The sequence below is a fragment of the Geobacter anodireducens genome, from assembly GCA_001628815.1.
Taxonomy (GTDB): Bacteria; Desulfobacterota; Desulfuromonadia; order Geobacterales; family Geobacteraceae; genus Geobacter; species Geobacter anodireducens.
This window is the reverse complement of record CP014963.1, coordinates 573,889-600,360: the sequence shown is the minus strand read 5'-3', so window position 1 is coordinate 600,360 and position 26,472 is coordinate 573,889. Positions and strand designations below refer to the sequence as shown.

General features: G+C 63.7%; 22 protein-coding genes and 5 pseudogenes. 17 read left to right on the top strand and 10 right to left on the bottom strand.

The window, feature by feature from the left end; all coding sequences use genetic code 11:
* Positions 1-40 precede the first annotated feature (40 nt).
* The 4 genes and pseudogenes from A2G06_02860 to A2G06_02845 form a co-directional block, all read right to left on the bottom strand.
* Positions 41-963 (bottom strand): annotated as a pseudogene (locus A2G06_02860) (cysteine synthase A).
* A gap of 20 nt (positions 964-983) precedes the next feature.
* The gene (locus A2G06_02855; GenBank protein ANA39498.1) at positions 984-1,448 is read right to left on the bottom strand and encodes an Rrf2 family transcriptional regulator; all 465 of its coding nucleotides are present in this window, start codon (positions 1,446-1,448) and stop codon (positions 984-986) included.
* A 147-nt stretch (positions 1,449-1,595) separates the two neighbouring features.
* Entirely contained in the window at positions 1,596-2,000 is a 405-nt protein-coding gene (locus A2G06_02850) for a cytochrome C (protein ANA39497.1), read from the bottom strand.
* 89 nt (positions 2,001-2,089) lie between these two features.
* Positions 2,090-2,299 (bottom strand): hypothetical protein, encoded by a 210-nt coding sequence (locus tag A2G06_02845; GenBank protein ID ANA39496.1) that lies wholly within the window; start codon positions 2,297-2,299, stop codon positions 2,090-2,092.
* 157 nt (positions 2,300-2,456) lie between these two features.
* Here A2G06_02845 and A2G06_02840 point away from each other — a divergent pair, with 157 nt between their 5' ends.
* The 5 genes and pseudogenes from A2G06_02840 to A2G06_02820 all read left to right on the top strand — a co-directional run bounded on the left by A2G06_02840 (position 2,457) and on the right by A2G06_02820 (position 7,250).
* Positions 2,457-3,305 carry a diaminopimelate epimerase gene (locus A2G06_02840; protein ANA39495.1) on the top strand — a complete coding sequence of 283 codons (849 nt, stop codon included), beginning with the start codon at positions 2,457-2,459 and terminating at the stop codon, positions 3,303-3,305.
* A 106-nt stretch (positions 3,306-3,411) separates the two neighbouring features.
* Positions 3,412-3,831, top strand: a complete 420-nt coding sequence (locus tag A2G06_02835) for an HIT family hydrolase (protein ID ANA39494.1) — start codon at positions 3,412-3,414, stop codon at positions 3,829-3,831.
* A 4-nt stretch (positions 3,832-3,835) separates the two neighbouring features.
* Positions 3,836-4,726, top strand: coding sequence for a deoxyribonuclease IV (locus A2G06_02830; GenBank protein ANA39493.1), 891 nt, complete (start codon positions 3,836-3,838; stop codon positions 4,724-4,726).
* Complete coding sequence (locus tag A2G06_02825; protein ANA39492.1) at positions 4,714-5,538, top strand: nitroreductase; 825 nt, start codon at positions 4,714-4,716, stop codon at positions 5,536-5,538. Before A2G06_02830 ends, A2G06_02825 begins: the two co-directional genes overlap by 13 nt.
* Positions 5,539-5,559: 21 nt before the next feature.
* Positions 5,560-7,250: pseudogene (locus tag A2G06_02820) on the top strand (potassium transporter TrkA).
* Between the two features lie 145 nt (positions 7,251-7,395).
* Here the strand turns inward: A2G06_02820 and A2G06_02815 are convergent.
* Complete coding sequence (locus tag A2G06_02815) at positions 7,396-7,575, bottom strand: hypothetical protein (protein ANA39491.1); 180 nt, start codon at positions 7,573-7,575, stop codon at positions 7,396-7,398.
* 152 nt (positions 7,576-7,727) lie between these two features.
* On the opposite strand from A2G06_02815, the gene A2G06_02810 reads away from it, so the two are divergent.
* The 4 genes from A2G06_02810 to A2G06_02795 all read left to right on the top strand — a co-directional run bounded on the left by A2G06_02810 (position 7,728) and on the right by A2G06_02795 (position 11,491).
* Positions 7,728-8,249, top strand: a complete 522-nt coding sequence (locus A2G06_02810; protein ANA39490.1) for an RNase III inhibitor — start codon at positions 7,728-7,730, stop codon at positions 8,247-8,249.
* Complete coding sequence (locus tag A2G06_02805) at positions 8,246-8,704, top strand: D-tyrosyl-tRNA(Tyr) deacylase (GenBank protein ANA39489.1); 459 nt, start codon at positions 8,246-8,248, stop codon at positions 8,702-8,704. The genes A2G06_02810 and A2G06_02805 overlap by 4 nt, the downstream gene beginning before the upstream one ends.
* Positions 8,705-8,846: 142 nt before the next feature.
* Positions 8,847-9,704 (top strand): TIGR02757 family protein, encoded by an 858-nt coding sequence (locus A2G06_02800; GenBank protein ANA39488.1) that lies wholly within the window; start codon positions 8,847-8,849, stop codon positions 9,702-9,704.
* A complete protein-coding gene (locus tag A2G06_02795) occupies positions 9,701-11,491 on the top strand; it encodes an aminobenzoate synthetase (GenBank protein ANA39487.1) in 1,791 nt (596 codons plus the stop codon). Before A2G06_02800 ends, A2G06_02795 begins: the two co-directional genes overlap by 4 nt.
* Positions 11,492-11,582: 91 nt before the next feature.
* Here A2G06_02795 and A2G06_02790 read toward each other — a convergent pair whose 3' ends face one another.
* Entirely contained in the window at positions 11,583-12,914 is a 1,332-nt protein-coding gene (locus A2G06_02790; protein ANA39486.1) for an RNA helicase, read from the bottom strand.
* Between the two features lie 139 nt (positions 12,915-13,053).
* Here A2G06_02790 and A2G06_02785 point away from each other — a divergent pair, with 139 nt between their 5' ends.
* The 6 genes and pseudogenes from A2G06_02785 to A2G06_02760 all read left to right on the top strand — a co-directional run bounded on the left by A2G06_02785 (position 13,054) and on the right by A2G06_02760 (position 18,864).
* A complete protein-coding gene (locus A2G06_02785; GenBank protein ID ANA39485.1) occupies positions 13,054-13,683 on the top strand; it encodes a tRNA (guanine-N7)-methyltransferase in 630 nt (209 codons plus the stop codon).
* A 3-nt stretch (positions 13,684-13,686) separates the two neighbouring features.
* Positions 13,687-14,913, top strand: a complete 1,227-nt coding sequence (locus A2G06_02780; protein ANA39484.1) for a pseudouridine synthase — start codon at positions 13,687-13,689, stop codon at positions 14,911-14,913.
* A gap of 76 nt (positions 14,914-14,989) precedes the next feature.
* Positions 14,990-15,316 (top strand): sodium:solute symporter, encoded by a 327-nt coding sequence (locus tag A2G06_02775; protein ANA39483.1) that lies wholly within the window; start codon positions 14,990-14,992, stop codon positions 15,314-15,316.
* Positions 15,309-16,831: pseudogene (locus A2G06_02770) on the top strand (cation acetate symporter). The gene A2G06_02775 and the pseudogene A2G06_02770 overlap by 8 nt, the downstream one beginning before the upstream one ends.
* Positions 16,832-16,852: 21 nt before the next feature.
* Entirely contained in the window at positions 16,853-18,067 is a 1,215-nt protein-coding gene (locus A2G06_02765; protein ANA39482.1) for a nucleotidyltransferase, read from the top strand.
* A 5-nt stretch (positions 18,068-18,072) separates the two neighbouring features.
* Positions 18,073-18,864 carry a TIM alpha/beta-barrel protein gene (locus A2G06_02760; protein ID ANA39481.1) on the top strand — a complete coding sequence of 264 codons (792 nt, stop codon included), beginning with the start codon at positions 18,073-18,075 and terminating at the stop codon, positions 18,862-18,864.
* A 114-nt stretch (positions 18,865-18,978) separates the two neighbouring features.
* On the opposite strand, the gene A2G06_02755 is transcribed toward A2G06_02760, so the two are convergent.
* Positions 18,979-19,434, bottom strand: a complete 456-nt coding sequence (locus tag A2G06_02755; GenBank protein ID ANA39480.1) for a universal stress protein — start codon at positions 19,432-19,434, stop codon at positions 18,979-18,981.
* A gap of 313 nt (positions 19,435-19,747) precedes the next feature.
* Between A2G06_02755 and A2G06_02750 the strand changes: the two genes are divergently transcribed.
* Positions 19,748-20,530 (top strand): IclR family transcriptional regulator, encoded by a 783-nt coding sequence (locus A2G06_02750; protein ANA39479.1) that lies wholly within the window; start codon positions 19,748-19,750, stop codon positions 20,528-20,530.
* A gap of 30 nt (positions 20,531-20,560) precedes the next feature.
* Here A2G06_02750 and A2G06_02745 read toward each other — a convergent pair.
* The 3 genes and pseudogenes from A2G06_02745 to A2G06_02735 all read right to left on the bottom strand — a co-directional run bounded on the left by A2G06_02745 (position 20,561) and on the right by A2G06_02735 (position 24,105).
* Positions 20,561-21,153: pseudogene (locus A2G06_02745) on the bottom strand (dephospho-CoA kinase).
* 101 nt (positions 21,154-21,254) lie between these two features.
* Positions 21,255-22,895, bottom strand: a complete 1,641-nt coding sequence (locus A2G06_02740) for a hypothetical protein (GenBank protein ANA39478.1) — start codon at positions 22,893-22,895, stop codon at positions 21,255-21,257.
* A gap of 85 nt (positions 22,896-22,980) precedes the next feature.
* Complete coding sequence (locus tag A2G06_02735; GenBank protein ID ANA39477.1) at positions 22,981-24,105, bottom strand: peptidase; 1,125 nt, start codon at positions 24,103-24,105, stop codon at positions 22,981-22,983.
* Positions 24,106-24,376: 271 nt separating this feature from the next.
* On the opposite strand from A2G06_02735, the pseudogene A2G06_02730 reads away from it, so the two are divergent.
* Positions 24,377-26,394, top strand: a pseudogene (locus A2G06_02730) (dihydropyrimidine dehydrogenase subunit A).
* Positions 26,395-26,472 lie beyond the last annotated feature (78 nt).

The following is a 26,472-nucleotide window of genomic DNA, read 5'->3' as shown; positions in this document are numbered from 1 at the left end:
CCGGGAGGGGCGTTGGGTTGAATCGGGCGGGGAGCGGCGATCAGTCGAACACCCCGGTGGAAAGGTACCGCTCACCGGTGTCGCACAGGATCGTCACCACGTTTTTGCCCGGCCCGAGCTTGGCCGCCACCTGGAGGGCGGCGAAGACGTTGGCGCCGGAGGAGATGCCGACGAGGATCCCCTCCTCGCGGGCCAGGTTGCGCACGGTGGCATAGGCATCGTCGTTGGAAACGGTGATGATCTCGTCATACACCTTGGTGTTGAGCACATCGGGAACGAAACCGGCACCGATTCCCTGGATCTTGTGGGGACCGGGCTGGCCTCCCGAAAGAACCGGCGAATCCGCCGGCTCCACCGCCACCACCCGCACCGAGGAGTTATGCTTCCTGAGCACTTCGCCAACGCCGGTGATGGTGCCGCCGGTGCCCACCCCCGCCACGAGGCGTCGATGGTCGTGCCGGGCAGGCCGTCCACGATCTCCGGCCCCGTGGTCCGGCGATGGATTTCCGGGTTTGCCGGGTTCTTGAACTGGTGCATCATCACGTGCCCCGGTTGGGCCGCCAGCTCCTCCGCCTTCATGACGGCCCCGCGCATCCCCTGGGCGCCGGGGGTGAGGATCAGCTCGGCGCCGTACGCCGCCAACAGCCGCCGCCGCTCCACGGTCATGGTGTCGGGCATGGTCAGGATGAGCTTGTATCCCTTGACCGCGCAGATCATGGACAGGCCGATGCCCGTATTGCCGCTGGTGGGCTCCACCACCGTGGCGCCCGGCTTGAGGGTGCCGTCGCGCTCGGCGGCCTCGATCATGGCGAGGCAGATACGGTCCTTGATGCTGCCGCCGGGGTTGAAGAATTCCGCCTTGCCGAATACGGCTGCCGAACCCTTCCGCTCAAGCGCTGCCAGCCTCAGGAGAGGGGTATTGCCGATCTGCTCGATTACCTTGTCGCTGGTTAATAGCGGCATGAATGTCTCCTTCCCGCACGTCAGATAAAGTACATGAACCGGTGATCCTGCTCCCGCTTGACCCCCATCTGCTGTCCCCGGTCACACAGATCCTTGACCGTGAAGCCCGAGAAGAAATCAAGGAGCTTCGCACCCGCTTCGCACCAGAGCTCCTGGGTCACGCAGGTCCCGTCAAAGTTACACTCCGTCTTCTTTTTTCTCTTGCTGGTGCACTCGACCAGATTGATATCGCGCTCGGTGGCGAGAAGCACATCGGCGACCGTGATCTCTTCCGGCTTCTTGGCCAGACAGTATCCCCCCTGGGGGCCCCGCTTGCTCTTGAGGATGCCGGCCCGCTTGAGCCCCTGGAAGATCTGCTCCAGATAACGGGGCGAAATACCCTGGCGCCGGGATATGTCCTGCACCTGCGCCGGCAGGGACCCCGAATTGTACGCGATGTCGAAAATTGCCCGAAGCCCGTAGCGGCTTTTCGTCGAGAGCTTCATAATTCCCCCTTCGCCTTAGTGTCTACGTGATGCCAACTATACGTTCTGCTACCTACCCTGTCAAGAACGCAAATCAATAAGCCACAACATTCCCGTAAATAATTGCAGTTAAATCGACACGTGGAGTGACTACGGGGCAGGGGAGAATTACTTGAGGTGGCAGGCCAGGCAGAGGCGGCTCTCGTTCATTTCGATCACCAACTGGTGCCGGCCGGGGTTGTGGAGGTCATGGCAGGAGATGCAGACCATCGTGCCGTTGATGAAGCGAATGCCCGCCCCTTTCAGTTCCTCCGCCGACCGGAACGATTGCTCCTTTCCCCTGGGGGGATAGGGACGATTGACGGGGTGGGCCGACGACAGGGCGCATGCACCGAGGCAGTAGCCGACATCCGTGGCGATCTGGCCGTCGTGGCAGGAAAGGCAGTCTTCGGTGGCACCTGCCGCATCGACGACCTGGCCAAAATGGGAAACGGTTTCGGCGTAAAGGAACGGCGCCCGGGACAACATCGTCCAGAGCGCCGTCAGGCAAACGAGAAGGGTACGTACCGCCATCGCTGGCCACCTCCGGGTGGGGAATGCCGCATAGCGTCAATCGTACCACGAAAGGAAAACAGCGCAACAAGCTGACAGATCGAAAGAATTTACCACGTGATATTCGGCGGCTCCACCTTCTCCACCACAACGATCTCCGCGTTCCTGACCTCGAACACAAACCCGAGCGAATTCGTCCAGCGATCCCCTTCTTCCAGGGGGATCGGTACGTCCCGGCGACCGAGCCACACCTCTTCGTCGCCGATATAGGCGAACCAGTCCAGGTTGCCCGTCATCCAGATCTTATTCTTCAGTTCCATTGAATATCCTCCGCAATCGTTTCGGCAATCATAGCGAATCCCCTCGCAAGGGGTCAAGGGACGCGGGATTTTTTCTTGTTGGCGAACGTCGTTTCTGCTATTTCTAAAGGAATTTTCGCGACATTGCCACTTATACCAACGAGAGGGATGAGTTATCATGAAATTCACCAAAATGCATGGGGCCGGCAACGACTACGTCTACGTCAACTGCTTCGAGGAGTCCGTGGGGGACCCCGGGCAGACGGCCATCAAGGTTTCCAACCGCAACTTCGGCATCGGCTCCGACGGGCTCATCCTGATCATGCCCTCCGACAAGGCCGACGTCCGGATGCGCATGTTCAACTCCGACGGGTCAGAGTCCGAGATGTGCGGCAACGGCATCCGCTGCGTGGCCAAGTACGCCTACGACCACGGCATCGTGACCAAGAAGGAGATCACCGCCGAGACCGGCGCGGGCATCCTGACGCTCCAGCTCTTCACCGGGGCCGACGGCAGGGTTGACCGGGTCCGCGTCAACATGGGCACGCCGCGCCTCACCCGTGCGGAAATCCCCATGATGGGCGACCCGGCCGACGGCCAGGTGGTCAACCAGCCCCTGAACATCCTTCACACCACCTTCAACATCACCTGCGTTTCCATGGGGAACCCCCACTGCGTCATCTTCGTGGATGGCGTGGAGAGCTTCCAGGTGGAAAAGTACGGCCCCCTCATCGAGAACCACGAGATGTTCCCCCGCCGCACGAATGTCGAATTCGTCCAGATCATCTCCCGCACCGAAGTGCGGCAGCGGACCTGGGAGCGGGGCGCCGGCGAGACCCTGGCCTGCGGCACCGGCGCCAGCGCCGTCTGCGTGGCCGGAGCCCTCAACGGCCTCACCGACAAAAAGATCCTCAACCACCTCTCCGGCGGCGACCTGGAGCTGGAGTGGGCCGAGGACGGCTTCCTCTACATGACCGGCCCGGCCACCGAGGTGTTCAGCGGCGAAATCGACCTCGGCGCGCTGTAGCAGGCGCTGCCGGCACCACCCAGGGGCCGGCGGCGGTCCGGTCCATGCCGGGCCGCCGCCGGCCTTTCGTCTATCAGGCTGAGGCAAACGCCATGGAGGATCTCCCATGCCGCCATCCTGCCCCATGTGCACCAAGTGGCTCGATGAGCCCGAGCTTCGCATTGCGGAGCTGGGACATACCCGCGTCATGCTCAATCGCGACCAGTTCTTTCCCGGCTACACCTTTGTCTTCACCCGGGAGCACGTGACTGAGCTGTTCCATCTTTCCCCGCCGGTCCGCCAGGGGGTCATGGAAGAGGTGACGGCCGTTGCCGCGGCCCTGTTCGACCTGTTCCAGCCCGCCAAGATGAACTACGAGCTGCTCGGCAACATGGTGCCGCACATGCACTGGCACCTGGTGCCCCGTTTCGCCACGGACCCCCTGTGGCCCCGCCCCATCTGGAGCGAGCCCCATGGGGAAACCCTGCTCGCACCGGATGAGTACGCCGGGCGGATCGCGCTGATCCGGGACAGGCTCGGTCTCTAGGCCCATGAAAGACTATCTCGGCGCGCACATGTCCATTGCCGGCGGGATCCACAAGGCCCCGGCCCGGGGAACCCGGGTCGGCTGCGGCGTGATCCAGGTCTTCACCCAGAACTCCAACCAGTGGCGGGGGAAAATGCCCACCGACGGGGAGGCGGCCCTGTTCCGCGAGCAGTGGGAAGCCGCGGGCCTGCACGAGATCGTCGCCCATGACATCTACCTCATCAACCTGGCGGCCCCGCCGGGCGAGACCCGGGACAAGAGCTTCGCGGCCTTCCGGGAGGAGATGGAGCGCTGCGCCCGCCTCGGCATCGGCATGATCGTTATGCACCCGGGCGCCCACCTGGGCGACGGGGAAGAGACCGGCATCCGGCGCATCTGCGAGGCATTCGACCGCCTGATCCCCGCGGTTCCCGAGTTCGCCGGCGTGATCCTGCTGGAAACCACCGCGGGCCAGGGCACCAGCCTGGGCCACACCTTCGAGCACCTGGCTGCCATCATCGCCGGGACCGCGTTTCCCGACCGCTTCGCAGTCTGTTTCGACACCTGCCACGCCTTTGCCGCCGGCTACGACTTCACCACCGGCGAAGGGTACCGGCGCGTCTTCGCCGAGTTCGATCGGCTGGTCGGCCTGGACCGTCTCCGGTGCTTCCACCTGAACGATTCCCGGAAGGGACTCAACTCCCGGGTGGACCGGCACGAGCATATCGGCCGGGGAATGCTGGGGCTGGAGCCGTTCCGGCTCCTCATGAACGATGGCCGCTTCACGACGGTGCCCAAGATTCTCGAAACGCCCAAAGGGGATGACGACGAGTTCGACGTCATGAACCTGAACACGCTCCGGGGATTGGCCCGCCGGCACACGACAAAGGAAAGAACCGAACCATGCCCGAACTGATCGTAACCGACGCCGCCTGTACCCGCTGCGGCGCCTGCGTCTCCGTCTGCCCTCTCCGCATCGTCGAGCTGCCCGAGGAAAACCTGCCGCCCCGCTTCACCGAAGAGGGAGCCGGGCGCTGCATCATCTGTGGCCACTGCGAGGCGGTCTGCCCCACGGCAGCACTGGTCGTGGACGATCCGCGCCTGGACCCGGCCGTCTACCCGCCGCCGATGGCTCCCCTTGCCCCGGAAGAGCTCGATGCGTACCTGCGGATGCGGCGGTCGATCCGCCATTTCCGGCCGGAGCCTGTCCCCCGGGAAACCATCGAGGGGTTGCTGGACGTGGTCCGCTACGCCCCCACCGGCAGCAACGGCCAGCGGGTCAGGTGGCTGATCATCCACGATACCGCCGAGGTGCGGCGGCTGACCGGGCTGGTGGTGGACTGGCTCCGCTCCCAACAGGAGGGCGACACCCCCCTGAGCCGGCACTTCAACATTGCCGCCATGATCCGCTCCTGGCGCAAGGGGAACGACCCCATCTGCCGCAACGCCCCGCACCTGGCCATTGCCTACACCGACCGGCGCCATCCCACGGTAGCGGTGGATGCCGTCATTGCCGCAACCCACCTGGACATCCTGGCACCCGCCCACGGGGTGGGCACCTGCTGGGCCGGCTTCTTTCAGATGGCCGCCGAGGCATGGGAGCCCCTGCAGCGGGCCCTCGCCCTCCCCGAGGGGCACCACGCCGGCTACACCCTCCTGCTGGGCTACCCGGCCGTTTCCTATCGCCGCCCTCCCCGGCGCAACCGGCTGGCCGTGGATTGGCGCTGAGAACGCGAGGAGAGGTATTCCATGAAAGTACTCGCCTCCGAACTGGCCTATTTCCTGAGGGGCCGCGCCAGGCAGAACCTGAAGGTCCTGCTCCTGTACTGCACCTTCCTCTTTGCCTTGCTTCTGACCTACGCGTCCATCTTCCGCTACCTGATGTGGCACCTCGAAGGGCGCGAATACTCCTTCATGGCAGGGATTTACTGGACTGTCACGGTGATGACCACCCTGGGGTTCGGCGACATTACCTTCCAGAGCGATGCCGGGTACCTGTTCGCCTCAATCGTCACCATTTCGGGGGTGATCTTTCTCCTGATCATCCTCCCCTTCGGCTTTGTCAGCATGTTTCTGGCCCCCTGGATCGAACGGCGCCTCCGCTACCGACCCACCATCGAGCTGCCGGACGACACCAGGGGGCACATCCTCATCTTCGGCATCGACCCCATCACCCGGACCCTGATCCGCAAGCTGGAGAGCCGCAATCTCCTCTTCGTCGTGGTAACGGACAACTACGAACAGGCCCTGCACCTGGAAGAACAGGAGGGATTCAAGGTGGTCTTCGGCTCGCCCACCGATGCCCACGTCCTGACCGGCCTACGGGTGGCAGCGGCCCGGAGCATCATCGCCAACCTGAGCGACCCGGACAATGCCAACCTGTGCCTCACTGTCCGCTCCCTCTGCCAGACACCCATCATTGCCGTGGCCAATGAGCCGGTGCACGGGGAACTGCTCCGGCTGGCCGGTGCGAACCAGGTCATCCCCCTGACCAGAATCCTCGGCCGCTACCTGGGCATCCGGGCCACCACCTGCGGTGCGCTGGCCCATATCCTCGACTCCTTCGGCAACCTGCAGATCGCCGAACTGGCCGTCCACGGCACCCCCTTCGCCGGCAAAACCATCGGAGAATCGGGGATTCGCCAGCGGACGGGGCTTTCAATCATCGGCGTCTGGGAGCGGGGCAGCCTCACCACCCCGCAGCGGGATACGGTCCTGACCGAACAGTCGCTCCTGGTGCTGGCCGGCACCAAGAGCCAGTTGGCCACCCTGGAATACCTGATTGGCGAGGCGCCGGAAGACGAACTGATCTTCATCATCGGCCACGGTCGCATCGGCTGTGCCGCCGCAGCCTTCCTCGACCGCAAGCCGGTTCCCTTCATTCTGATCGACCGCCAGGAGAGCCCCGTTTGCAACGATCACGCCGTGGTCTACGGCGACGCCACCGTTGGCCAGACCCTCAGGCAGGCGGGCATCGACCGCGCCAGCGGCATCATCGTCACCACCAATGACGACAGCACCAACATCTTCCTCACCCTGGCCTGCCGGCACCTCCACTCCCACACCCGCATCGTGGCCCGCGCCAACAGCGAAGAGAACGTTGACCAGCTCTACGCGGCCGGCGCCGACTTCGTCGTCTCCAATGCGTCCGTGGGAGCCAACATCCTGGGCAACCTGCTGGAGCACAAGGAATCGGCCTTTCTCTCCGAGGGGATGGCCGTCTTCCGGCGAGCGCTCCCCCCCGGCATGGCCGGAAAGAGCATCGCCGACAGCCGCTACGCCCCCTCACCGGCTGCTCCATCGTGGCCATTGAGGCTATCGGCAAGACCGACATCCTCATTTCGCCGCCACCGGAGACCATCCTCGAAGAAGGAGTCAGACTCATCCTGATCGGCACGTCGGAACAGGAAAAGGCCTTCGACAAAACCACCGCCGACTGATCACCCCCCGCAACGCGCAAACGCCCCGCTGTGGAACCTGGAAACCCCTTCTTCCGGATCTGCTCCGCTCCAGAATCCGCCTGAAGCACTACAGTCTCCGTACTGAGCAGACGTATATCGAATGGGCGAAGTGCTACATCCTCTTTCACAGCAAGCACCACCCCGCCGGGACGGGAAAAGGCGCCTGCGGGTCAAGAATGTGGATTTCGAGCGGCGCAACATCATCGTCCGGGAGGAGAAGTGGGCCAAGGACCGGGTCACGATGCTCCCCCGGCCGGTTGCGTTGCCGCTGCGGGAACACCTGACGGCGGTCAAGCGGCTCCATGGCGAGGAGCTCCTGGGCCACAAGGACGTGCAGACGACGATGATTTACACCCCATGTGCTGAACCGGGGCGGCAAAGGGGTGGAAAGTCCGCTGGACCGGTTGTAATATTGTGGGGCTCACGAAGAACTCTGACCGGTACGGAGGGACGGCCATGAAGGAAAAAATAGACATCATTCCCGGCGACATCACGAAGTTGGCGGTGGACGCCATTGTGAACGCGGCCAACAATTCGCTCCTGGGCGGGGGCGGAGTGGACGGGGCCATCCATCGGGTCGCGGGGCCGGAGCTGCTGGCGGAGTGCCGGACCCTGAACGGCTGCGCCACCGGGGATGCCAAAATAACCGCGGGGTACCGACTGCCGGCGAAGCACGTGATCCACACGGTGGGGCCGGTGTGGCACGGCGGCGCCAAGGGGGAGCCGGAGCTGCTTCGGAGCTGCTACCGCCGCTCGTTCGAGGTGGCCCACGGGGCCGGTCTCAGGTCCATCGCCTTCCCGGCCATCAGTTGCGGGGTCTACGGCTACCCCCTGGATGAGGCGTGCTCCATCGCCCTGGAAGAGACGAAGGCGGCCCTGGAGCGCTACCCGGAGCTGGAGCGGGTGATCTTCACCCCCTTCGGCGCGGAGGCGGAGGCGGCCTACCGGGCTGCCCTCGCACGGGTGTTCGGCCCATGAAGGCGGTGATCCAGCGGGTGAGCGAGGCCCGGGTGGACGTGGACGGGGCAACGGTGGGAGCCATCGGCCGGGGGATTCTGGTTCTTCTCGGGGTGGAGAAGGGGGATACGGAGCGGGACGCGGCCTGGCTGGCGGAGAAGATGGCGGGGCTGCGCATCTTCGAGGACGACGCAGGCAAGATGAATCTGTCGGTGCGGGAGGTGGAGGGATCGATCCTTGCCGTGTCCCAGTTCACCCTGGCGGGAAACTGCGCCAAGGGAAGGCGCCCGTCCTTCGACACGGCGGCCCCGCCGGATGAGGGAAAGCGGCTCTATGACCGGTTCGTCGATTTTATCCGGGAAACCGGCATCCCCACCGCCACCGGCATTTTCCAGGCGGACATGAAGGTGCACCTGGTAAACGACGGTCCGGTGACCTTCATCCTGGACACCAAAAGCCGGAGTTCCTCCACGTGATACCGGGAACGCAAATCGGACGGAGCGCGGCGCAGCTCTCCCGGCAGGGGGCCATCGTCCCTTTTTTTCTTCATGAAGACGATCACCCTGTGGTATACCATACGCCGTCCGAGTGTCCATCCCCGTCGGCCCTGGAGCCCCCGTGGAACTGAAAGCCGTCCTCGACAACCTTTACGCATCCCGCTCTCCCCGCCACCTGGCGAACGATCCCCTTTCCTTCTGCCACCGCTACGCCTCCCCGGCGGACCGGGAGATCGCGGGACTTCTGGCGTCATGCCTTGCCTACGGCAACGTGAAGATCATCCTCAGGAACCTGGCAACAGTCTTCGGGGCAGTGGGGCCGTCACCCCGGCGGTTCGTGGAGGAGTTCGAGCCGGAGGTCGGGATGCGGCTCTTTGCCGGCTTCAAGCACCGCTTCAACGACGGCCGTGACCTCTGCGCCCTTTTCCTGGCTGCCCGGACCATGATCGAGGAGGCCGACACCATCGGCGACTTCTTCCTGGGGTGCCACGACCCGGAGGCCGAAGACATCACCCCCTCCCTCACGGAGTTCAGCTCAGCGATCCTCGCCTTCGACTATTCCCCCGTCTTCGGCACCGCCGCCATCCCGGCCGATTCGGCCTTCCGTTTCTTCTTCCCCTCCCCGGCCTCGGGCAGTGCCTGCAAGCGGCTGTGCATGTTCCTGCGCTGGATGGTGCGTCCCGACGACGGCATCGACCTGGGACTCTGGAAGAAGGTCTCGCCGGCACGGCTCGTGATCCCGGTGGACACCCACATCCACCGCATCGCCCGCAACCTGGGGCTCACCGCCCGGCGGCAGGCCGACTGGCGCACAGCCCGGGAGATCACGGCAGCGCTGCGGCGCCTCGATCCCGACGATCCGGTGAAGTACGACTTTTCCCTCTGCCACCTGGGAATCTCCGAGGGGTGCGACGGCACGGTGACCCCGCTTTGCGAGGCATGCCCGGTGGTAAAATGCTGCGCCGGAGACCTGTCATGAGCGGCACGCCCACGGTCATGCTCGCCTCCTTCGATGCCGAGCGGCACACGGCCTCGTACCGGTTCGAGGAGTTCGTGGAGGCGGTGACGGCCCTGACCCCTGCCCAGGTCGTGCCGGCCCTGCGCCGGGTGGAAGAGATGGTGGCCGGCGGGCTCCACGCAGCGGGGTTCGTCAGTTATGAGGCGGCGCCCGGCCTGGACGAATCCCTGACGACCCGCGAACCGGCGCCGGACACCCCCCTGGTCTGGTTCGGCCTGTTCCGCCGCCGCGTCGGCTTTGCGCCCCGGTTCCCCGAACATGAGGAGGATGTGTCCCCCGGCTACGAGACCTCCCAGTGGAGCGCCACGCTCCAGCGGGAGCCCTACCTGGAGTCTGTCGGTCGGATCAGGCAGTACATAACGGCCGGCGACTGCTATCAGGTCAACTTCACCTTCCGCCAGCAGTTCCGCTTCTCGGGCGATCCCCTGGCCTGGTTCCACGATCTCTGCCGGGCCCAGCGGGCCCCGTTCTGCGCCGTTATCGACACGGGCCCGCTCCGGGTCCTCTCCACCTCGCCCGAACTGTTCTTCGACCTGCGCCAGGGGACCCTCACCTGCCGCCCCATGAAGGGGACCGCCCGCAGGGGACGCTGGCGGGCCGAAGACGAGGAGTTGCGCGCGGGCCTTGCCGCCAGCGAGAAGGAGCGGGCCGAGAACCTGATGATCGTCGACCTGCTGCGCAACGACATGGGGATGGTGGCGGAAACGGGTTCGGTGCGGGTGGAGTCGCTCTTTGACGTGGAGAGCCTCGAAACGCTCCACCAGATGACCTCCACCATCACGGCCCGGCCACGGGCCGGGGTCGGCCTCGCCGAGCTCTTCGGGGCGCTCTTTCCCTGCGGCTCGGTGACCGGAGCGCCCAAGCGGCGGAGCATGAATATCATCCGGGAGTTGGAGGACTCGCCCCGGGGGATCTACACCGGCGCCATCGGCTATGTCTCACCGGCCGCCCAGGGGGCTCCTACTCCCTTTGAGGCGACGTTCAGCGTGGCCATCAGGACCGCGGTCCTCGACACGGCATCGGGTCAAGGCCAACTGGGCATCGGCAGCGGTGTGACCATCGGCTCGACCCCATCGTCGGAATACGACGAATGTCTGGCAAAAAGCCGCTTTGCACAGATGCGTATCCCCGATTTCCAGTTGGTGGAGACACTGCTCCACGAGGAAGGAGCGGGATTTTTCCTGCTGGAACGCCACCTGGCGCGACTCTATCGATCAGCCGCCCATTTCGGGATCCCGCTCCGGCTCGGCAGCCTTCAGCAGGTCCTGACCCGTCGGGCAGCGCTCATGGAGGGCCGGCAAAGGGTACGCGTCCTGGTGAACCGGCGGGGGGCGTTCACCATCCAGGAATCGCCGCTGGCCGAAGCATCCTGCCCGGAACCGGCCCCTGTCTGCTTTGCGGCCACGGCAGTTGACCCGGCCGATCAGTTCCTCTACCACAAGACCACCTACCGCCCTCTCTACCGGCACGAGCTGGCAGCGGCGCCCCACTGCGCAGACGTCATCTTCGTGAACAGGCACGGTGAAGTGACCGAGGGAACCACGGCCAACCTGGCCGCCCGCATCGACGGGGAGATGGTCACCCCTCCCCTTGCCGCCGGCATCCTGCCCGGCACCTTCCGGGAGGAGCTTCTGGCCGAGGGGGCCATCCGCGAACGGTCCATCTCGCGGGAGGAGCTCGAGCACTGCCGGGAAATCTATCTCATCAACTCGGTCCGCCGCTGGCGGCCGGTTTCTCTCCTCCCCTGACCGCGACGCACCGGGCTCCGTGAGGCAACAAAAAAAGGGGAACGCATCCATCGATGCCGTTCCCCCGTACCTGTCCGGTCGTGCTCCCCGCCTACTCCGCGGCCGGAGGCGTGCCCCCCCCGCCGTCAGCCGGATTCTTTTTGCGACGGGGCCGGCGCCGTTTCTTCTTCTCCCCTTCCGGCTCCTTCTTCTCGGCCTCCGGGTGCTTCCTGCCGTGACGGGTGGGACCCTTGGCCCGGGTCTCCTGGCCCTTGGGCCGCGGCTTCACCCGCTTGAAATCATGCACGAAGAGCTCGTCTTCGGCCCACTCCACCGGGATCTTGTCCTTGATGTACTCGTGGATCGCCTCCAGATGGAACGCACCGTCCTCGTCGGCCATGGAAATCGCTTTCCCCTCGGCGCCGGCCCGGGCGGTGCGGCCGATGCGGTGGACGTAGTCCTCCGCGTCCTGGGGGAGATCGTAGTTGATGACGTGGGAGACCCCGTCGATGTGGAGCCCCCGCGAGGCCACATCGGTGGCGATCAGGATCGGCAGTGTGCCGTCCTTGAAATCTTCCAGTATTTTCAGTCGCTTGCGCTGTTCCACGTCGCCGGAGATGACCCGGCAGGGGAAATCGTTGGCGTTGAGCCGCTCATCCAGGAACTCCGCTTCACGCTTGGTGTTGACGAAAATCATGGTCCGCGCCATCCCTTCTCTGCGCAAGAGCCCCAGCAGCAGCGGAAACTTCTCCTTCCGTCCCACGTGGTAGAGGACCTGCTCCACCCGCTCGGCCGTCATCTGTTCGGGGGTGACCGCCACCTTCTCGGGGACGTTCATGAACTCGTAGGCAAGCTCCATCACGCGCTGGTTCAGGGTGGCGGAGAACATCAGGTTCTGCCTCTTGTCGTAGGGGGGAAGGCGCCGGAGGATGAAACGGAGGTCGGCGATGAAGCCCATGTCGAACATCCGGTCCGCCTCGTCGATGACCAGCACCTCGATCTCCTTGAGCGAGTAAACCTTCTGCTTCAGGTAGTCGATGAGCCGTCCCGGCGTGCCGACCACCACGTCGGCCCCCTCCTTGAGGGCGTTTTTCTGCTTCATGTAGTCCACCCCGCCGTAGATGGCCTGGATGGTGAACCCGCAGTGGGCGCCGAGCACCTGGGCGTCCTTCTCGATCTGGACCACCAGCTCGCGGGTGGGGGCGAGGATCAGGGCGCGGGGATGGCGGCGCTCTCCTCCCCGCCCGGAACGGAGGAGCTTGGTAAAGAGGCTGATCAGGAAGGCCGCGGTCTTGCCGGTGCCGGTCTGGGCCTGGCCGGCCACATCCTTTCCCCCCAGCGAGAGGGGCAGGGTTTTTTCCTGAATGGGGGTGCAGTCGCTGAAGCCCGCGTCCGCCACCCCCTGCATAACCTGCTCGGGCAGGCTCAAGTCGGCAAATTTCATCTCATTGTTCCTTTTTTTCGTTATTTCAACCGTATAGCAATAACACAGCGCGGCGCGTTTCTCAAGCCGGAAGCGCAGTCTTCCTCGCGGACACGCTTTGTGCTATGGTACGCCCACTTTACCGCACCAAGGACAACCAATGCAGCGCATCATCCCCATCGAATCACCCTTTTTCCTCGTTCCGTCAGAGCTTGGCTCCCCCGCGGACTGGTCGGCCGTATTCGGCAACGACAACCCCCTGGCCCTGGAGATCGGCTGCGGCATCGGCGACTTCATCGCCCGGACCGCCCTCGATCACCCCACAACCAACTTTATCGCCATCGACTATTACAACAAGGGATGCCTCAAGACCTGCAGCCGGTTGGAGCGGCACGGTATCACCAACGTGCGGGTTGTGCGGGCCGAGGCCCGCCAGTTCATCGTGGAGCGGATTCCCAAGGGATCGCTGGCGGCGGTTTACATCAACTGCCCCGATCCGTGGCCCAAAAAGCGGCACCGCAAGCGCCGGCTCGTGAATCCGCAGTTCGTCCGGTTCATCCGGGACTACCTGGTGCCGGGGGGTGATTTCCATTTTACCACCGATTTCGACGACTACGGCGAGGACGTGGCCGACTTCATGCCCCGGCAGCCGGGCTACGCGAACATGCTGGCCCCTGACATCTTTCGGCACGAACTGGAAGGCTATCACCTCTCCAAGTACATGCAGAAGTTCATGGCCGAGGGAAAACAGATCTACTTCGTCCACTACCGCACGACGATGGAGGGGTGACGCGTGGCGCACGATGAGCACGACAGCCGCTACCTGACCGCAGAGCTTCCCGGCACGGGCGGCCTCTTCAAGGAAACGCCCGGGGATTTCCTGGTGGAGGAGATCCCCCTCTACCTCCCCTGCGGCGAAGGCGAGCATACCTATGCACTGATCGAAAAACAGGGCATCACCACCCTGGAGGCCCTCAGACGTCTCTGTCGCGCCACGGGCGCCCCCGAGCGGGACACGGGCTATGCCGGCATGAAGGATGCCAGGGGGATAACCCGGCAGACGGTTTCACTGCCGCGGGTGACACCGGCAGAGGTGATGGGGCTCGACATACCGGGCATCCGGATCCTGTCCGCGGAACGGCACAGGAACAAGCTGCGCCTGGGTCATCTGGCCGGCAACCGCTTCCTGATCCGGCTCCGGGAAACGGTCCCCGACGCGGCCGACCGGGCCCGGACCATCCTTGACGTTCTCACCCGGCGCGGGGTCCCCAACCGCTTCGGCGAACAGCGCTACGGCATCCAGGGAAACAACCACCTGGTGGGCCGGGCCATGCTGGCCGGCGACTGGCGCGGAGCCGTGGAGCTCCTGATGGGCGACCCGGCAAAGGTGGAGGGCGAACAGTGGCGGGCCGCCATCGAAGCCTACCGACAGGGCGACCTGGCAGGGAGTCTCGGCCTCTTTCCCGGCCACTGCCGGACCGAGCGGGACGTGCTCCAGCGCCTGGCAAAACGCCCGGACGACTTTGAGCGCGCCTTCCACGGGGTCCACCCCCGGCTCAAGAAGCTCTACCTCTCGGCCTGCCAGTCGGCCCTCTTCGACCGGGTTCTGGAGGCCCGGCTCCAGGCCATCGACCACGTGATGGAGGGGGACCTGGCCTGGAAACACGATAACGGCGCCTGCTTCCTGGTGATCGATGCCAAGGCCGAGGCACCCCGGGCCGAGCGATTCGAGATATCCCCCACCGGCCCCCTCTTCGGCTGCCGCATGACCTCTCCCGAAGGGGAACCGGCGGAACGGGAAAAGGGCATCCTCGATGCGGCGGGACTCACGCCGGCAAATTTCAACCTGGCCGGCGGGCTGCGGATGGAGGGGGAACGCCGCCCCCTGAGGGTTCCCCTGGAGGGACCCGAGCTATCCTGCGAGGAGGAAGACCTGGTGCTCCGGTTCTCGCTGCCCCGGGGAAGCTATGCCACGGCAGTGCTGCGGGAGGTCATGAAGCGCCCGGGAAACGGCGCCTGACAGGAGACCTTTTAATGATACAATGCACTGTGATGCGCGCGGCCGGCCACAGCCCGCGCCCGGGAGGGCACAGCCCATGAACGATCCGCAAAAACCTTGCGACGTAAATTTCTTCCGTCCGAGAAAAGGCTACATGACCGGCGAGGTGGCCATCATCGCTGCCGTGCTGGTGGGGTGGGCCGTGGTCAACTTCGGCTTCCAGGGCCTACTGGCGCTCCTGGCCCAGTCGCCCGACGGCGAAGGGATTCTCACGAGGCTCACCTTTCTGTCATTTCCCTGGCACTTCTGGTTCACGGGCCAGTTCCTTCCCCTCTGGTTCATCATCCTCTGCGTCCTCTTCAACATCTATATTGACCGGCACACCGAGCAGCACAGCCGCAGGAGGGACCGCAGCCATGACTGACGCGAACCTCGTACCCCTCCTCATCGTGACGGCTGCCCTGGCCACCTTCATCATCACCGGGCTGCGGGCACGGGCGCGGGAAGCGGGAGACTACGGCTTCGGCGGCCGCTACATCGGCCGGATCGGCGGCGGCGCGGCCATTGCCAGCAACTGGATGAGCGCGGCCAGCTTCCTGGGCATGGGCGGACTCCTCTACCTCCAGGGCTACTACGCGCTTGCGTACGTCATCGGCTGGACCGGCGGCTACGTGCTGCTGCTGGTCCTCATGGCCGGCCAGATCCGCCGCTTCGGCAAGTACACGGCCCCGGACTTCGTGGGCGACCGGTATGCGTCGCCAGGCGCGCGTCTCATATCGGCGGCCATTTCCATTACCATTTCGGTGATCTACTGCACGGCTCAGTTCAAGGGGATCGGCATGCTCTTCGGCTGGCTCTTCGGCACCGACTACCGGACCGGAGTCATTCTGGGCGCCACCGTGGCGGTGGGGTACGTGATCCTTTCGGGGATGCTGGGGGTGGCCCGCAACCAACAGCTCCAGTACACCCTGCTCATCGTCTCGTTCATCCTCCCCCTCATGGCCCTGGCCCATAAGCTCGGCTACTTCTGGGTGCTCCCCCAGTTCGGTTACGGGGTCGCCATCCAGGACCTCAAGAACGAGTTCGGCGTCAACTTCGCGGCCCCCTTCGCCTCGGCCGGCCCCTTCCAGTGGGTGGCCCTCTGCTTCACCCTCATGGTGGGCACCGCCGGCCTTCCCCACGTTCTGTCGCGCTTCTACGTGGTCCCCAATATTCGCGACGCCCGCTGGAGCCTGGTCTGGGGCCTGTTCTTCATCGCGCTCATCTACTGGTCGGCTCCCGCCTACGCCGTCTTCGCCCGGCTGCTGGAGGCCCGCTCCGGCATGGTTCCACCGCCGGTGGCCGCCGACAAGATGGCCGACATCATCGTGATCAAGACCGCGGTCATGGGAGGGCTTCCCCCCTGGATGATCGGCATCCTGGCCGCAGGTGCCATGAGCGCCGCCTTTTTCACCGTGGCGGGGCTCCTCATCACCGGCGCGGCATCCCTTTCCCACGACATCTATTACCGCCTCATCAACCCCCGTGCCTCCGAGGGGTCCAAGATGGTCCTGGCAAAGGGGGCGGTGGTGGCCCTTGCGGCGATCGTCGCGGTCATCGCCCTGAACCCGCCCGGCTCATCGCCGAGATCACGGCTGTCGCCTTTGCCCTGGCCGGCAACACGATCTTCCCCGCCTTTCTCCTGGGAATCTGGTGGAGCCGCGCCAACCGCCACGGCGTCATCGCCGGGATGCTGACCGGCGTCCTCGTCACCTTTTCCACCCCCCTGTTCGGCGGCCTGGTGCCGACGGTGGCGAAGGTCTTCCCCCTCACCTCATCGGCCCTGATCGGCGCACCGCTGGTGATAGGCGTCATGATTGTCGTGTCGCTGCTCACGCCGCCCCCCCCTGAAGCGGTACGACGCTTCCTGGCCGAGCAGGTTCACGGCCACATGGACTGACATACGGAACAAGGAGATGCCATGTCGCTCTTTCTCGCGGTAAAGAATGACGATATCCTTAACCGTCGGGGAACCGCGGATTTTCTGGAAGGGATTCGCCGCGACCTCTTCAGGAGACTCAGGAGCCTCCCGCCCGGCGACGAATGCCGTCTGCTCACGGGGATAACCCAGTCCCTCGGCGCGGAACTCGCCTTTGAGGAGGCCTTTGACCAAGCCTTTCCCCGCCTGCTGGCAGAGACGGAAACCGCCACCGATGTGAACGGCCTCGCCGAACTCCAGCGGCAACTAACGGAAAAGGCAGCCGATTACTTTCACCAACGCGGCTCGGTGCCCGCCTTCGACATCCTCTGCACCACCCTGACGGACTACCTGACGCGAGGGGCGCTTCGGCTCGCCTTCCGCTGGATGGAAGAACACGGTCCGGCCGCTCCGGCCGTCGCCTGGGCCTGGCTCGCCCTGGGCGCCCTGGGGCGCGGCGAAGCAGGGCTCTCGGGAGATGCAGACTTTGCCGTCATCCATGACGGCGAATCACCCGAAGAAACCTCGTTCTTCGTGGGACTGGCCGGGCGGACCGCCGGCATCCTGGAGCGCCTCGGCCTTACCAGCCCCGGCGGCGTCACCCCGGTCGGCGCAGCCTGGCGGGGGAGCATGGCCGACTGGCGCAAACGGATCACCAGCCGGGTCACCGAAGGGGACGGCGGCCTGGGGTGGCTGATCGGGCTCGCCGACCTGCGCTGCGTTGCCGGCGACTCCACCCTGGCCGCCAGCATGAACAACCTGGTCCGGTCCATGCTCGCCTTTCACGGGGACCAGTTCCGGGAAACGGCCCGGCACATATCCATGATGCCTTCGGGATTCGACTTCTTCGGCAGGTTCAGAACGGAGCGGATCGGCGAGTCGCGGGGGATGTTCAACCTGGGCTACTACGGCATTTCCCCCCTGGTGGCCAACGTCAGGGTCCTGGCGGTCCACGCGGAGATACCGGAAACGGGCACCATCGAGCGCATCCGGGCACTGCTCCGGGAGGGGCACATGGATGTGGAGCTGGCCGAGCGGCTGCTGCGCGCCTGCCATTCCTTCGGCCGGAAACGCGGCGGCATGGGCGGCGAGGCTTCCGGCGCTTACGTGGATACGGCGGGACTGGCCGAGCAGGAAGAGGATGAGCTCAAGGCGGGCATCGAAGCGGTGGGGAACCTCCAGCGGCTGGTCTACACCACCATTGCCGGACAGGGATAGGCACGATGCGGATCTCTCTTTCCACCGGCACGCTCTTCACCTTTCCCCTGGGGAAAGTCATGCGGATCGCCCGGGAGGCGGGATTCGACGGTGTCGAACTCATCATCAACCAGGACTTTCAGAAGGTCAACTGCCGCAAGCTCATTGAAGAGCTGACCGAAATCCTTCCCATCAACTCCATCCACGCTCCCTTCATGCCCCTTGACGGGTGGGGCGGCCCCGTCGACTCCCTGGAGCGCTGCGTGGAGTTGGCGGCGGGCGCGGGAATACCGCTCGTCAATTTCCATCCCCCCTCGTGGATGGGATGCGAGATCGGTTTCTGGCGCTGGCTCTACCGGGTGATGGATTTCCAGAAGGAGGTGGGGCGAGAAACTGTCATCGTGACCCTGGAAAACATGCCGTGGGTGGGAACCCGCTTCCGGGTGAACCCGCACATCCTCTCGAGCACCGAGAAACTGATCGAATTCATCCAGGAGCGCAATCTCTACATGACCTTCGACACCACCCACATGGGATCGGGCAAGGCCAACTTCATCAACGACTTCTACCACTGCTACAACTCGGGCCGCATCAGGAACATTCACTTCTCCGACTATGGCCACGGCCGGGAACACCTGGTCCCCGGCCGCGGCATCCTGCCGCTCACCCGCTTCCTCAACCACCTGAGGAGCACCGACTACGCCGAGACGCTCACCCTGGAACTCTCGCCGGAGGAGTTCCCACGGGACGAACGGATCATCATTGGAAGCCTCAGGGAAATCCTCCAGTACCTCCGCCGTGAAACCTCCCCCGCTTGAACCTGCCTGATCCAGGCAATCACCGGGAAAATCCGCAGGGCAAGGACATATTTTGTCGATCGCGCAGGTCGAACGACCAGGGACGCCGTGGGACACGAACCGGTCGGACCATGGCTACCCCTTGACAATGTAGACCGAGCAGGAGGCGGTCTTGACCACCTTGTGGGAGACGCTGCCCAGCAACTGCCGCTTCAGGAACCCCTTGCCCGAACTGCCGAGCACGATCACATCGATCTGCTCCTTGTCGGCGAATGTGACGAGTTCTTCCGCCGGTTCACCATACACCACCCGGATCTCAAGGGGGATGTCCGCCTCCCGGGCATTCTTTTCTATCACATAGAACACCCGTTGCCGAAGCTCTTCCCAATCGGGCGTTTCCGTGATGGGAGGAGGAGGAACGAAGTCGGTGAACGTGCTGCGGGGGGCGTTGGGCAAAACAAGCATGGCGTAAATCTTGCTTTTAAACTGGCTTGGATTGCCCGCCGCCATCCTGACCGCCTCCTCGGCCGCCTTGTCCGACAGGGGAGAGCCGTCGATGGCCACGAGAATCTTCTTGCGCAGATGGAGCATTGCCTCCTCCTGAAAATAAAACAACCTGAAGCGGCTCAGCAACCTGTCACCGCCGTGGAAAAACAATCGTCCAGCGTTGAGTTGCCGGCAAGAACCCGCATGGTTCCTGTGGCCATGCCGTGATCCGACTATAGGGAAAATATTCCGCCTTGACAATTATAAAACAATATTCTATCGTTTCTGGGATTATTTTCCAGTGAGTTCAGGCTTTCGTGTGAAGAGTCGGATGTCATGCCCGGATTGATTGTCTTGACTTCCGTACGTTTCCGACTTAAGTTGATACGTTCATCTTTTCATGAGAAGAGGGATTAAGATGGCGAAGAAGGACAAATCCGAATACATCATCCAGGCAGTCGATCACGCCCTTGATCTTCTGGAACAGTTCCACGACGATGTGGACGAGCTGGGCGTGACCGAACTGTCAAAACGTCTGAAACTGCACAAGAACAATGTATTCCGGCTCCTGGCAACCCTGGAGTCGCGGGGATATATCGAGCAGAACAAGGTTACGGAGAATTACAGGCTCGGCCTCAAGACGCTTGAACTGGGCCAGACCTTCATCCGGCAGATGGGTCTGCTGCGCCAGTCGCGGCCAATACTTGAATGGCTCGTCAACCAGTGCAACGAAACCGCCTATGTGGCCATCCTCAAGGACCAGAGCATCGTGTATCTGGATGTGGTGGAAACCGACCTGACGGTGCGGGTCGTCCCCCGGGTCGGTTCCCGCCTCCCCGCCTACTGCACGGCGGCCGGCAAGGTCCAGATCGCCTGGATGAACGACGAGGAACTGGACAGCTTCTTCCCCCAGCGCGACCTGAAGGCCCTCACCCCCAACACCATCACTGACCGGGAAATCCTCAGGAAGCACCTCAGGGAGGTGGTTGAGCAGGGGTATGCAGTGGACAATGAAGAACTCGACATCGGTGTGCGCTGCGTTGGCGCTCCGATCCGCGATTACACCCGGCGGATCATCGGTGCGGTGAGCCTTTCGGGGCCCTCCATGCGCTTTACCGACGAGCGGCTGGACAAGGAATTGATACCTCTGGTCAAAAAGGCTGCCGACGAGATATCCATGAAGCTCGGCTTCCATCGGTAACAAAAAGCCCCCGCAAACCGGGGGCTTTTTTCATGGGAACCGTTTCGCCCAGATCTCCTCGACCCGTCGCTCCAACTCCTCGGGGGTGCCGTTGTTGTCGATGACCACCTGCCCCCTTGCGGCCTTCTCCTCCATGGACATCTGGGCGGCCAGCCGCTGCTCGGCCTCCGAGCGACTCAGACCATCCCGCGCCATCACACGCCGAACCTGTGTTTCCCGGTCCACATACACCACCCAGACCTCGTCGACCCGATCGGTTGCGCCAGCTTCGACCAAGAGCGCGGCCATGTACACGGCAACCGGCGCGCCGGACCGGCGCAGTTCGGCAAGACGCTGCTCGGCAAGCGCCTGATGGCCGGGTGCATTATCGCCTCCAGCCGCTTGCGGGCAGAGGAATCGGCAAAGATGATGCTGCCGAGAGCCTTCCGGTCGATGGTGCCGTCAGGCAGCAGGACCCCCCCGCCGAAGGTGTCCACAATGGCCCGATGGGCGGGCACCCCCGGCATGACCGCCTCGCGGGCCAGTTGATCCGCATCGATCACCACCGCGCCGAGCCGCTCCAGAATCCGCGATACCGTACTTTTTCCCGAAGCGATTCCACCGGTAAGTCCGATTATGTTCATGGCTGGTCCAAATCTCCCTGGTCAGGAACCATTTCACAGTCGGTCGCCGGTGTCAACGGCAATTGGAGGAAGGACGGCGTGAGGCGCAGCCCCCGCCTGCCTCAGGTTGAAGCGACAATGGCCCCGTCCTCGATCCGGAAGACCGTTGCGCCCAGGTCCTCGTCCACCAGGAAGACCTTGGCGCCAATGGATATCACGACCCCCACCAGGGCCTCTCGCTCCACAACGACCTGGGCCCCGGCCACCTGTTCCAGGCGCTTCTGGAGACGTTTCTTTTCTCCCGTGAGCTCCGAAATGACCGCCTGAAGCTTGTCCCTGGCCTCACTGGTACGCGCGAGCTGTTCCGGCTGAGCCGACGGCAGCGAGGCATAGTAATCGAGATTCTTGGCAAGCTCGTCCATCTCCCGCTCTTTTTCCTGAAGCTTGAGGCGCACCGTTGAAAAACGCTCCCGCACGTGGGGGTCGACTCCTACGCTCACGGCCGTATGCACGCCGGCCAGCGAACCGAGGGTAACCGCACGGACCAGGTTGACGGCCTGGCAACTGCCGCCAATGACGTGTCCCTTGCTCCCTCCGTCATGCCCCACAACAATCCGGTTGCCCGCCACCAGTTCGCTCTGCATGCAGAACTCCCGCACCATGATACCGTCGCCCGCCTCGACGATGACGTGCTCGACAAACTGGGCCGTAACGCACCCCCCGGCCTTTATCCACACCGGGTCCCTTCCGGCTGCCGCCGACGAGGCGCGAGTTTCCCCCTGGCCGAGGACACCGCCACGGACCTCGACATTGCCGCCGGCTTCAATCCTTGACGCCTCCACCACACCACCGATGAAAATGTCGCCGCTGGCCTTGACGGTCATTCCCGCCACCACGTCTCCGGCAATATCGATGGTTCCGTTGAAATCCAGGTTACCGACGGAAAGGTCGACGAGCTTCAACCGGAGCACTGGCTCAACAGTAATGCCGTTGGCAACCAGAACGGGCTGGCCGTCCACGGCGGCCACGAGAAGGTTGGGGTCCTCCGCATCAAAGGCCGTTCCCGGGAGGTTCGGGGCAAAGACCGCATCACGCGCCGGCGGCGGAGAAAGGATCTTTCCCATGACGCTCGTGCCGGCAACACCTTCCACGGGCGGGATCCGGCGCATGAGGGGATCGCCGGCACGTACGCTGAGGATCTGCCCCAGGTTCCGGTAGTCGACCGTATCATCATCGAGGAGCTGGGGCTGACGGTCGCGGATCTCGGTGACGAAGCTCACCAGTTCGCCATCGGTGCCCGGCCGGGGCGGTATTCCCTGCGCCACCAGGACATCCGAGGCCGCACCGGCGGCAACGGCGCGATTGATGGCCTCTTCGTCAACACCGAAGACGACCCCCTTTTCCCTCAGTGCCTGCCTGACCTGTTCCGCGGCGACCGCCTTGCCGCCGTACGCGGGAATGATCGTCAGACGTGCTTCCAGATTGTCAGGGGTGCACGTGATGGTGAAAGAACCATTGCGACGCTCACCCAGGTCGAAGGTGAACGGCTGGGTGGCGGCGTTGTAACGCTTCAGCAACTCCACCAGGGCGTGCTCGTAGAGATAGAGATCGGCAAACCCCGCCAAGGCGAGGGCCTGTTTGATCCAGGAAAGATTGATGGGCGGCTTTTCACCGGTCGGCACAAAACTCGCGCTGAGCTTGTGCTCTCCATTGTCGAGCCGAAAGGTGAGGCCGACGCTTGCGTCTTGTATCTCCCCGACCATGGCACACCTCCGTGGCGCAAAGATACCTTCTTTGTATACATATCGACAAAGCGCACCGATTCTTGAGATAAAAACTCTTGAATCATCAGAGCAAGAGGCTGCCGTTGCTCAGCAGGGCGGTTTCGGCACCGGTTTCCGAGACAAGGGTGAGGGTGGGACGATAAAAGACGTAGTCTTCATGAAACGGCGTCTGCACGGTGCCGCCGAAACCGGAATTGTCACCCAGTGCGATATGAATGGTGCCGAGGATCTTCTCGGCTTCAAGGACGTTGTCCGGCCGGGTTGCCCGGTCATTGGTCCCGATGCCCAGCTCGGCGATGTTCCGGTTCCGGTCGCTCTCGGCGAATTTCCGTTCCAGCGCTGCCCGCAGGGGATCGTCGCCTCGTACGTCCACGACAGCGCCGGCCCTGACCACCAGCTCGACCGGAGAGTCGAGCCGGCGCGTGGGCCCCCATTCGAGCACCATGATTCCTTCGCTCGTCCCCTCCAGCGGGGCCAGGTACACCTCCCCCGCAGGGAGGTTGCCGAAACTTCCCGGTGCGGCAAGAAGCCCATCGTCCCCCTTGGCAACCCGCCCCCCCTTGTCGAAACGCATACGCGTGCCGTTCGGGGTTTCCACCCGCAGGGCGGTCGCACCATTAACCGCATCGGCGACCCGCCGGGTCCGTTCGGCCAACTGGCGCCAATCAACCCGCATGGAGGAAAAGAACATATCAGGATCGAAGTGGGGAAGGCTGGCAAAGCGACCGCCAACCGCATTGACCAGATGACGGAACCGGGTATGACTCGTGGAATTGTTGGAGAGAGCGACCACCACCTGCGCGGCGGCATCACGGCTGAACAACACGATCCGGCGAGCCCGCTCCAGATCCTCCAGGGTCGCCTCCTTTGCCAGCAGGCGCGCAAGTAGCCCCCCTGCGGCCAGGGCATTTACCGCCGCATCGCCAAAGGCGGCACGCCAGAGGACTTCGGGCGGTTCGGCCCCGGACGCGGCAGTTGCGGGAAACGAGGCAAAACAGGCATTGCCGTACGAGGCATCGGCATAACGGCCAGCCTCTTCCGCCACAAACAGAAGATTCTGCCGGCGGGCGGCCTCGTCGGCCGAGAGTTCCTCGTCGGATCTTACCCTGTCACTGAAAACAAGAATCCGTTCTCCAGCCGTTACGCCCATATTAATTTCAAACAGCGATGCAAACGCCTCCCGATACATACAGTCCCTCCCTTCCCGGCCCGGCATTGCCGGGCCCTGTGCTGCCGCAACGGTCCTCCCCCGGTGCCCCGACGCCCCAGGCGGCCCAAACTATAGCAAATGACAATCCCGCCCGGAAACAGCTTTTTAATTATTTTTTCCCTTGATTTATCAAAGGATGTTGTGTTAGATAGTGCATACTGTATACACTTTGCAAACCATTATTTGTTTTGTAAATTCAAAAAGTTAAGTATCGCTGACCATCTCTGCGAAGGTCTGAACGGAGGCGTACGTGGCACAGGTGGTTTTTTCCAGTTGGGGAAGAACAATCGTCGACAACCGCAAGGGGGGAGAAGCCCAGGACGTGAGCTTCCGCCTTCCGACCACTCTCGATGGCGAGCGGCAGATTGCCGCGTTCATGGGGTGGGACGGGATCATCCTTTACGATCTGAAGGTTGACGTGCCGGCCATGGCGGCCGAATATATGAAGCGCGTGCAGACCCAGTACTGTTGCGGTAAGTGCACCCCCGGGAAGAAGGGGACCAAGGTCCTTGCCGATGTTTTGGCGGCCATCATCGAGGGACGGGCCACGGAGGCAGACCTCGACACCGTCGACGATCTGGCGGACCTGCTCACCAACTGCAAGTGCACCCTCTGCCAAAGCTCAACCATCCCTGTTCTCGATGCCGTAAAGCACTTCCGGGAGGATTTCCTCGCCTATATCACCGGCATCCGAAAGCCCGCCAACGTGCACCGGTTCATCGACAAGTACACCGCCCCCTGCATGGACCGCTGTCCGGCCCATATCGACATTCCCGCCTACATCGAGGCAATCAAGGAATACCGGTTCGATGAATCGCTTGATATCATCCGCGACAACATGCCGCTGCCGTCGGTCTGCGGCAGGGTGTGCCCCCACCCCTGCGAGACCCACTGCCGCCGCAAGAACGTGGACGACTCGGTCAACATCATGGTGCTCAAGCGTTCCGCCTCCGACTACGAGTGGATGCACAACGCAGCTCCCCCCATGCAGCCCAAGCCGCGCAAGAACAAGAACGTCGCCATTGTCGGGGCCGGTCCGGCAGGTCTTGCCTGCGCCTACTACCTGGCCCTTGAAGGATATCCCTGCACCATCTACGAGGCCCTGCCCGAGGGGTACGGCGGCGGCATGATCGCCGTCGGCATCCCCCCCTACCGCCAACCGCGGCACTTGCTCCAGCGGGATATCGACATCATTGCCTCCATGGGTGTGGATATCGTCTATGACACCCGGATCGGCAAGGACTTCTCCCTGGAAGAGCTCAAGCAAAAGTTCGACGCAGTCTTTCTGGCACCGGGTGCCCACCGCTCCAAGCCCATGGGCGTCGAGGGGGAAGACAAGGGCTACAAGGGTTTCCTGAAGGGCGGCATTGACTTTCTCCGGGAAGCTACATGGGACGCCCCACCGGCATGGGGAAAAAGGTGGTCGTGGTTGGCGGCGGCAACACCGCCATCGACTGCGTACGGGTTGCTCTCCGGGAAGGAGCGGAAGAGTCCACGCTTCTTTACCGCCGTTCGCGCAAGGAGATGCCGGCCGACGTGTGGGAAGTGGACGGCGCCGACGAGGAAGGGGTGCGGTTCGAGTTCCAGGTTCTCCCCACGCGGGTACTTGTGGATGGAAACGAGCAGGTGACCGGCGTGGAATGCGTCCGGATGGCCCTCGGCGAGCCTGACGCCTCGGGGAGGCGTCGGCCCGAGCCGGTTCCCGGCAGCGAGTTCGTGGTTGAGTGTGACACCGTCATCCCGGCCATTGGCCAGGATCCCGATCTTTCCTTCATCCCCGACAACCTGGGGATCGACATCACCAAGTGGAACACCGTCGTCACCAAGCACGTTCCCCTCAAGGATGCGGCGGGCAAGGACCTGAAAGACGGCATGGGCAACCCCCTTGCACGGATTCTCATCACTGATCTTGAGGGTGTTTTCGCGGGCGGCGATGCCGAAATCGGCCCCCTGACCGTCGTGGCCTGCATCGGCAATGCACACCGTGCCGCGCGGGTGATCCAGCGATGGCTCGAAGAAGGAAAGGCATACCTTACCGAGGACGAACTCATGGAGGACATCCTCACGAACATGCCGGTCTACGACAAGAACGAACAGGTTCCCTGGCTCGACTCCCGGGAGCGGGCCCACCAGGCCGAGGTCCATGGCAAGGAGCGGGCGAGCAAGGGCAACTATCAGGAAGTGGAACTCGGCTTTGTCGATACCCAGGCAGTGGAGGAGGCAGAACGCTGCCTCCGGTGCTACCGGGTCGCCATGGCCGCCATTTAGTCCATCACATTCAGCATGCCACTTCGGCCCACGGCCGGGGCCACGGCGGCCCGGGTATCGGCAACGATCCCGGGCGTC

Coding starts and splice junctions, on each gene's coding strand:
- A2G06_02765 (ANA39482.1), top strand. CDS start 16,853: ATGTCGCTCTTTCTCGCGGTAAAGAATGACGATATCCTTAACCGTCGG.
- A2G06_02785 (ANA39485.1), top strand. CDS start 13,054: ATGCAGCGCATCATCCCCATCGAATCACCCTTTTTCCTCGTTCCGTCA.
- A2G06_02760 (ANA39481.1), top strand. CDS start 18,073: ATGCGGATCTCTCTTTCCACCGGCACGCTCTTCACCTTTCCCCTGGGG.
- A2G06_02775 (ANA39483.1), top strand. CDS start 14,990: ATGAACGATCCGCAAAAACCTTGCGACGTAAATTTCTTCCGTCCGAGA.
- A2G06_02795 (ANA39487.1), top strand. CDS start 9,701: ATGAGCGGCACGCCCACGGTCATGCTCGCCTCCTTCGATGCCGAGCGG.
- A2G06_02840 (ANA39495.1), top strand. CDS start 2,457: ATGAAATTCACCAAAATGCATGGGGCCGGCAACGACTACGTCTACGTC.
- A2G06_02855 (ANA39498.1), bottom strand. CDS start 1,448: ATGAAGCTCTCGACGAAAAGCCGCTACGGGCTTCGGGCAATTTTCGAC.
- A2G06_02810 (ANA39490.1), top strand. CDS start 7,728: ATGAAGGAAAAAATAGACATCATTCCCGGCGACATCACGAAGTTGGCG.
- A2G06_02845 (ANA39496.1), bottom strand. CDS start 2,299: ATGGAACTGAAGAATAAGATCTGGATGACGGGCAACCTGGACTGGTTC.
- A2G06_02830 (ANA39493.1), top strand. CDS start 3,836: ATGAAAGACTATCTCGGCGCGCACATGTCCATTGCCGGCGGGATCCAC.
- A2G06_02790 (ANA39486.1), bottom strand. CDS start 12,914: ATGAAATTTGCCGACTTGAGCCTGCCCGAGCAGGTTATGCAGGGGGTG.
- A2G06_02740 (ANA39478.1), bottom strand. CDS start 22,895: ATGGTCGGGGAGATACAAGACGCAAGCGTCGGCCTCACCTTTCGGCTC.
- A2G06_02750 (ANA39479.1), top strand. CDS start 19,748: ATGGCGAAGAAGGACAAATCCGAATACATCATCCAGGCAGTCGATCAC.
- A2G06_02835 (ANA39494.1), top strand. CDS start 3,412: ATGCCGCCATCCTGCCCCATGTGCACCAAGTGGCTCGATGAGCCCGAG.
- A2G06_02755 (ANA39480.1), bottom strand. CDS start 19,434: ATGCTCCATCTGCGCAAGAAGATTCTCGTGGCCATCGACGGCTCTCCC.
- A2G06_02850 (ANA39497.1), bottom strand. CDS start 2,000: ATGGCGGTACGTACCCTTCTCGTTTGCCTGACGGCGCTCTGGACGATG.
- A2G06_02735 (ANA39477.1), bottom strand. CDS start 24,105: ATGTATCGGGAGGCGTTTGCATCGCTGTTTGAAATTAATATGGGCGTA.
- A2G06_02815 (ANA39491.1), bottom strand. CDS start 7,575: ATGGAGCCGCTTGACCGCCGTCAGGTGTTCCCGCAGCGGCAACGCAAC.
- A2G06_02825 (ANA39492.1), top strand. CDS start 4,714: ATGCCCGAACTGATCGTAACCGACGCCGCCTGTACCCGCTGCGGCGCC.
- A2G06_02805 (ANA39489.1), top strand. CDS start 8,246: ATGAAGGCGGTGATCCAGCGGGTGAGCGAGGCCCGGGTGGACGTGGAC.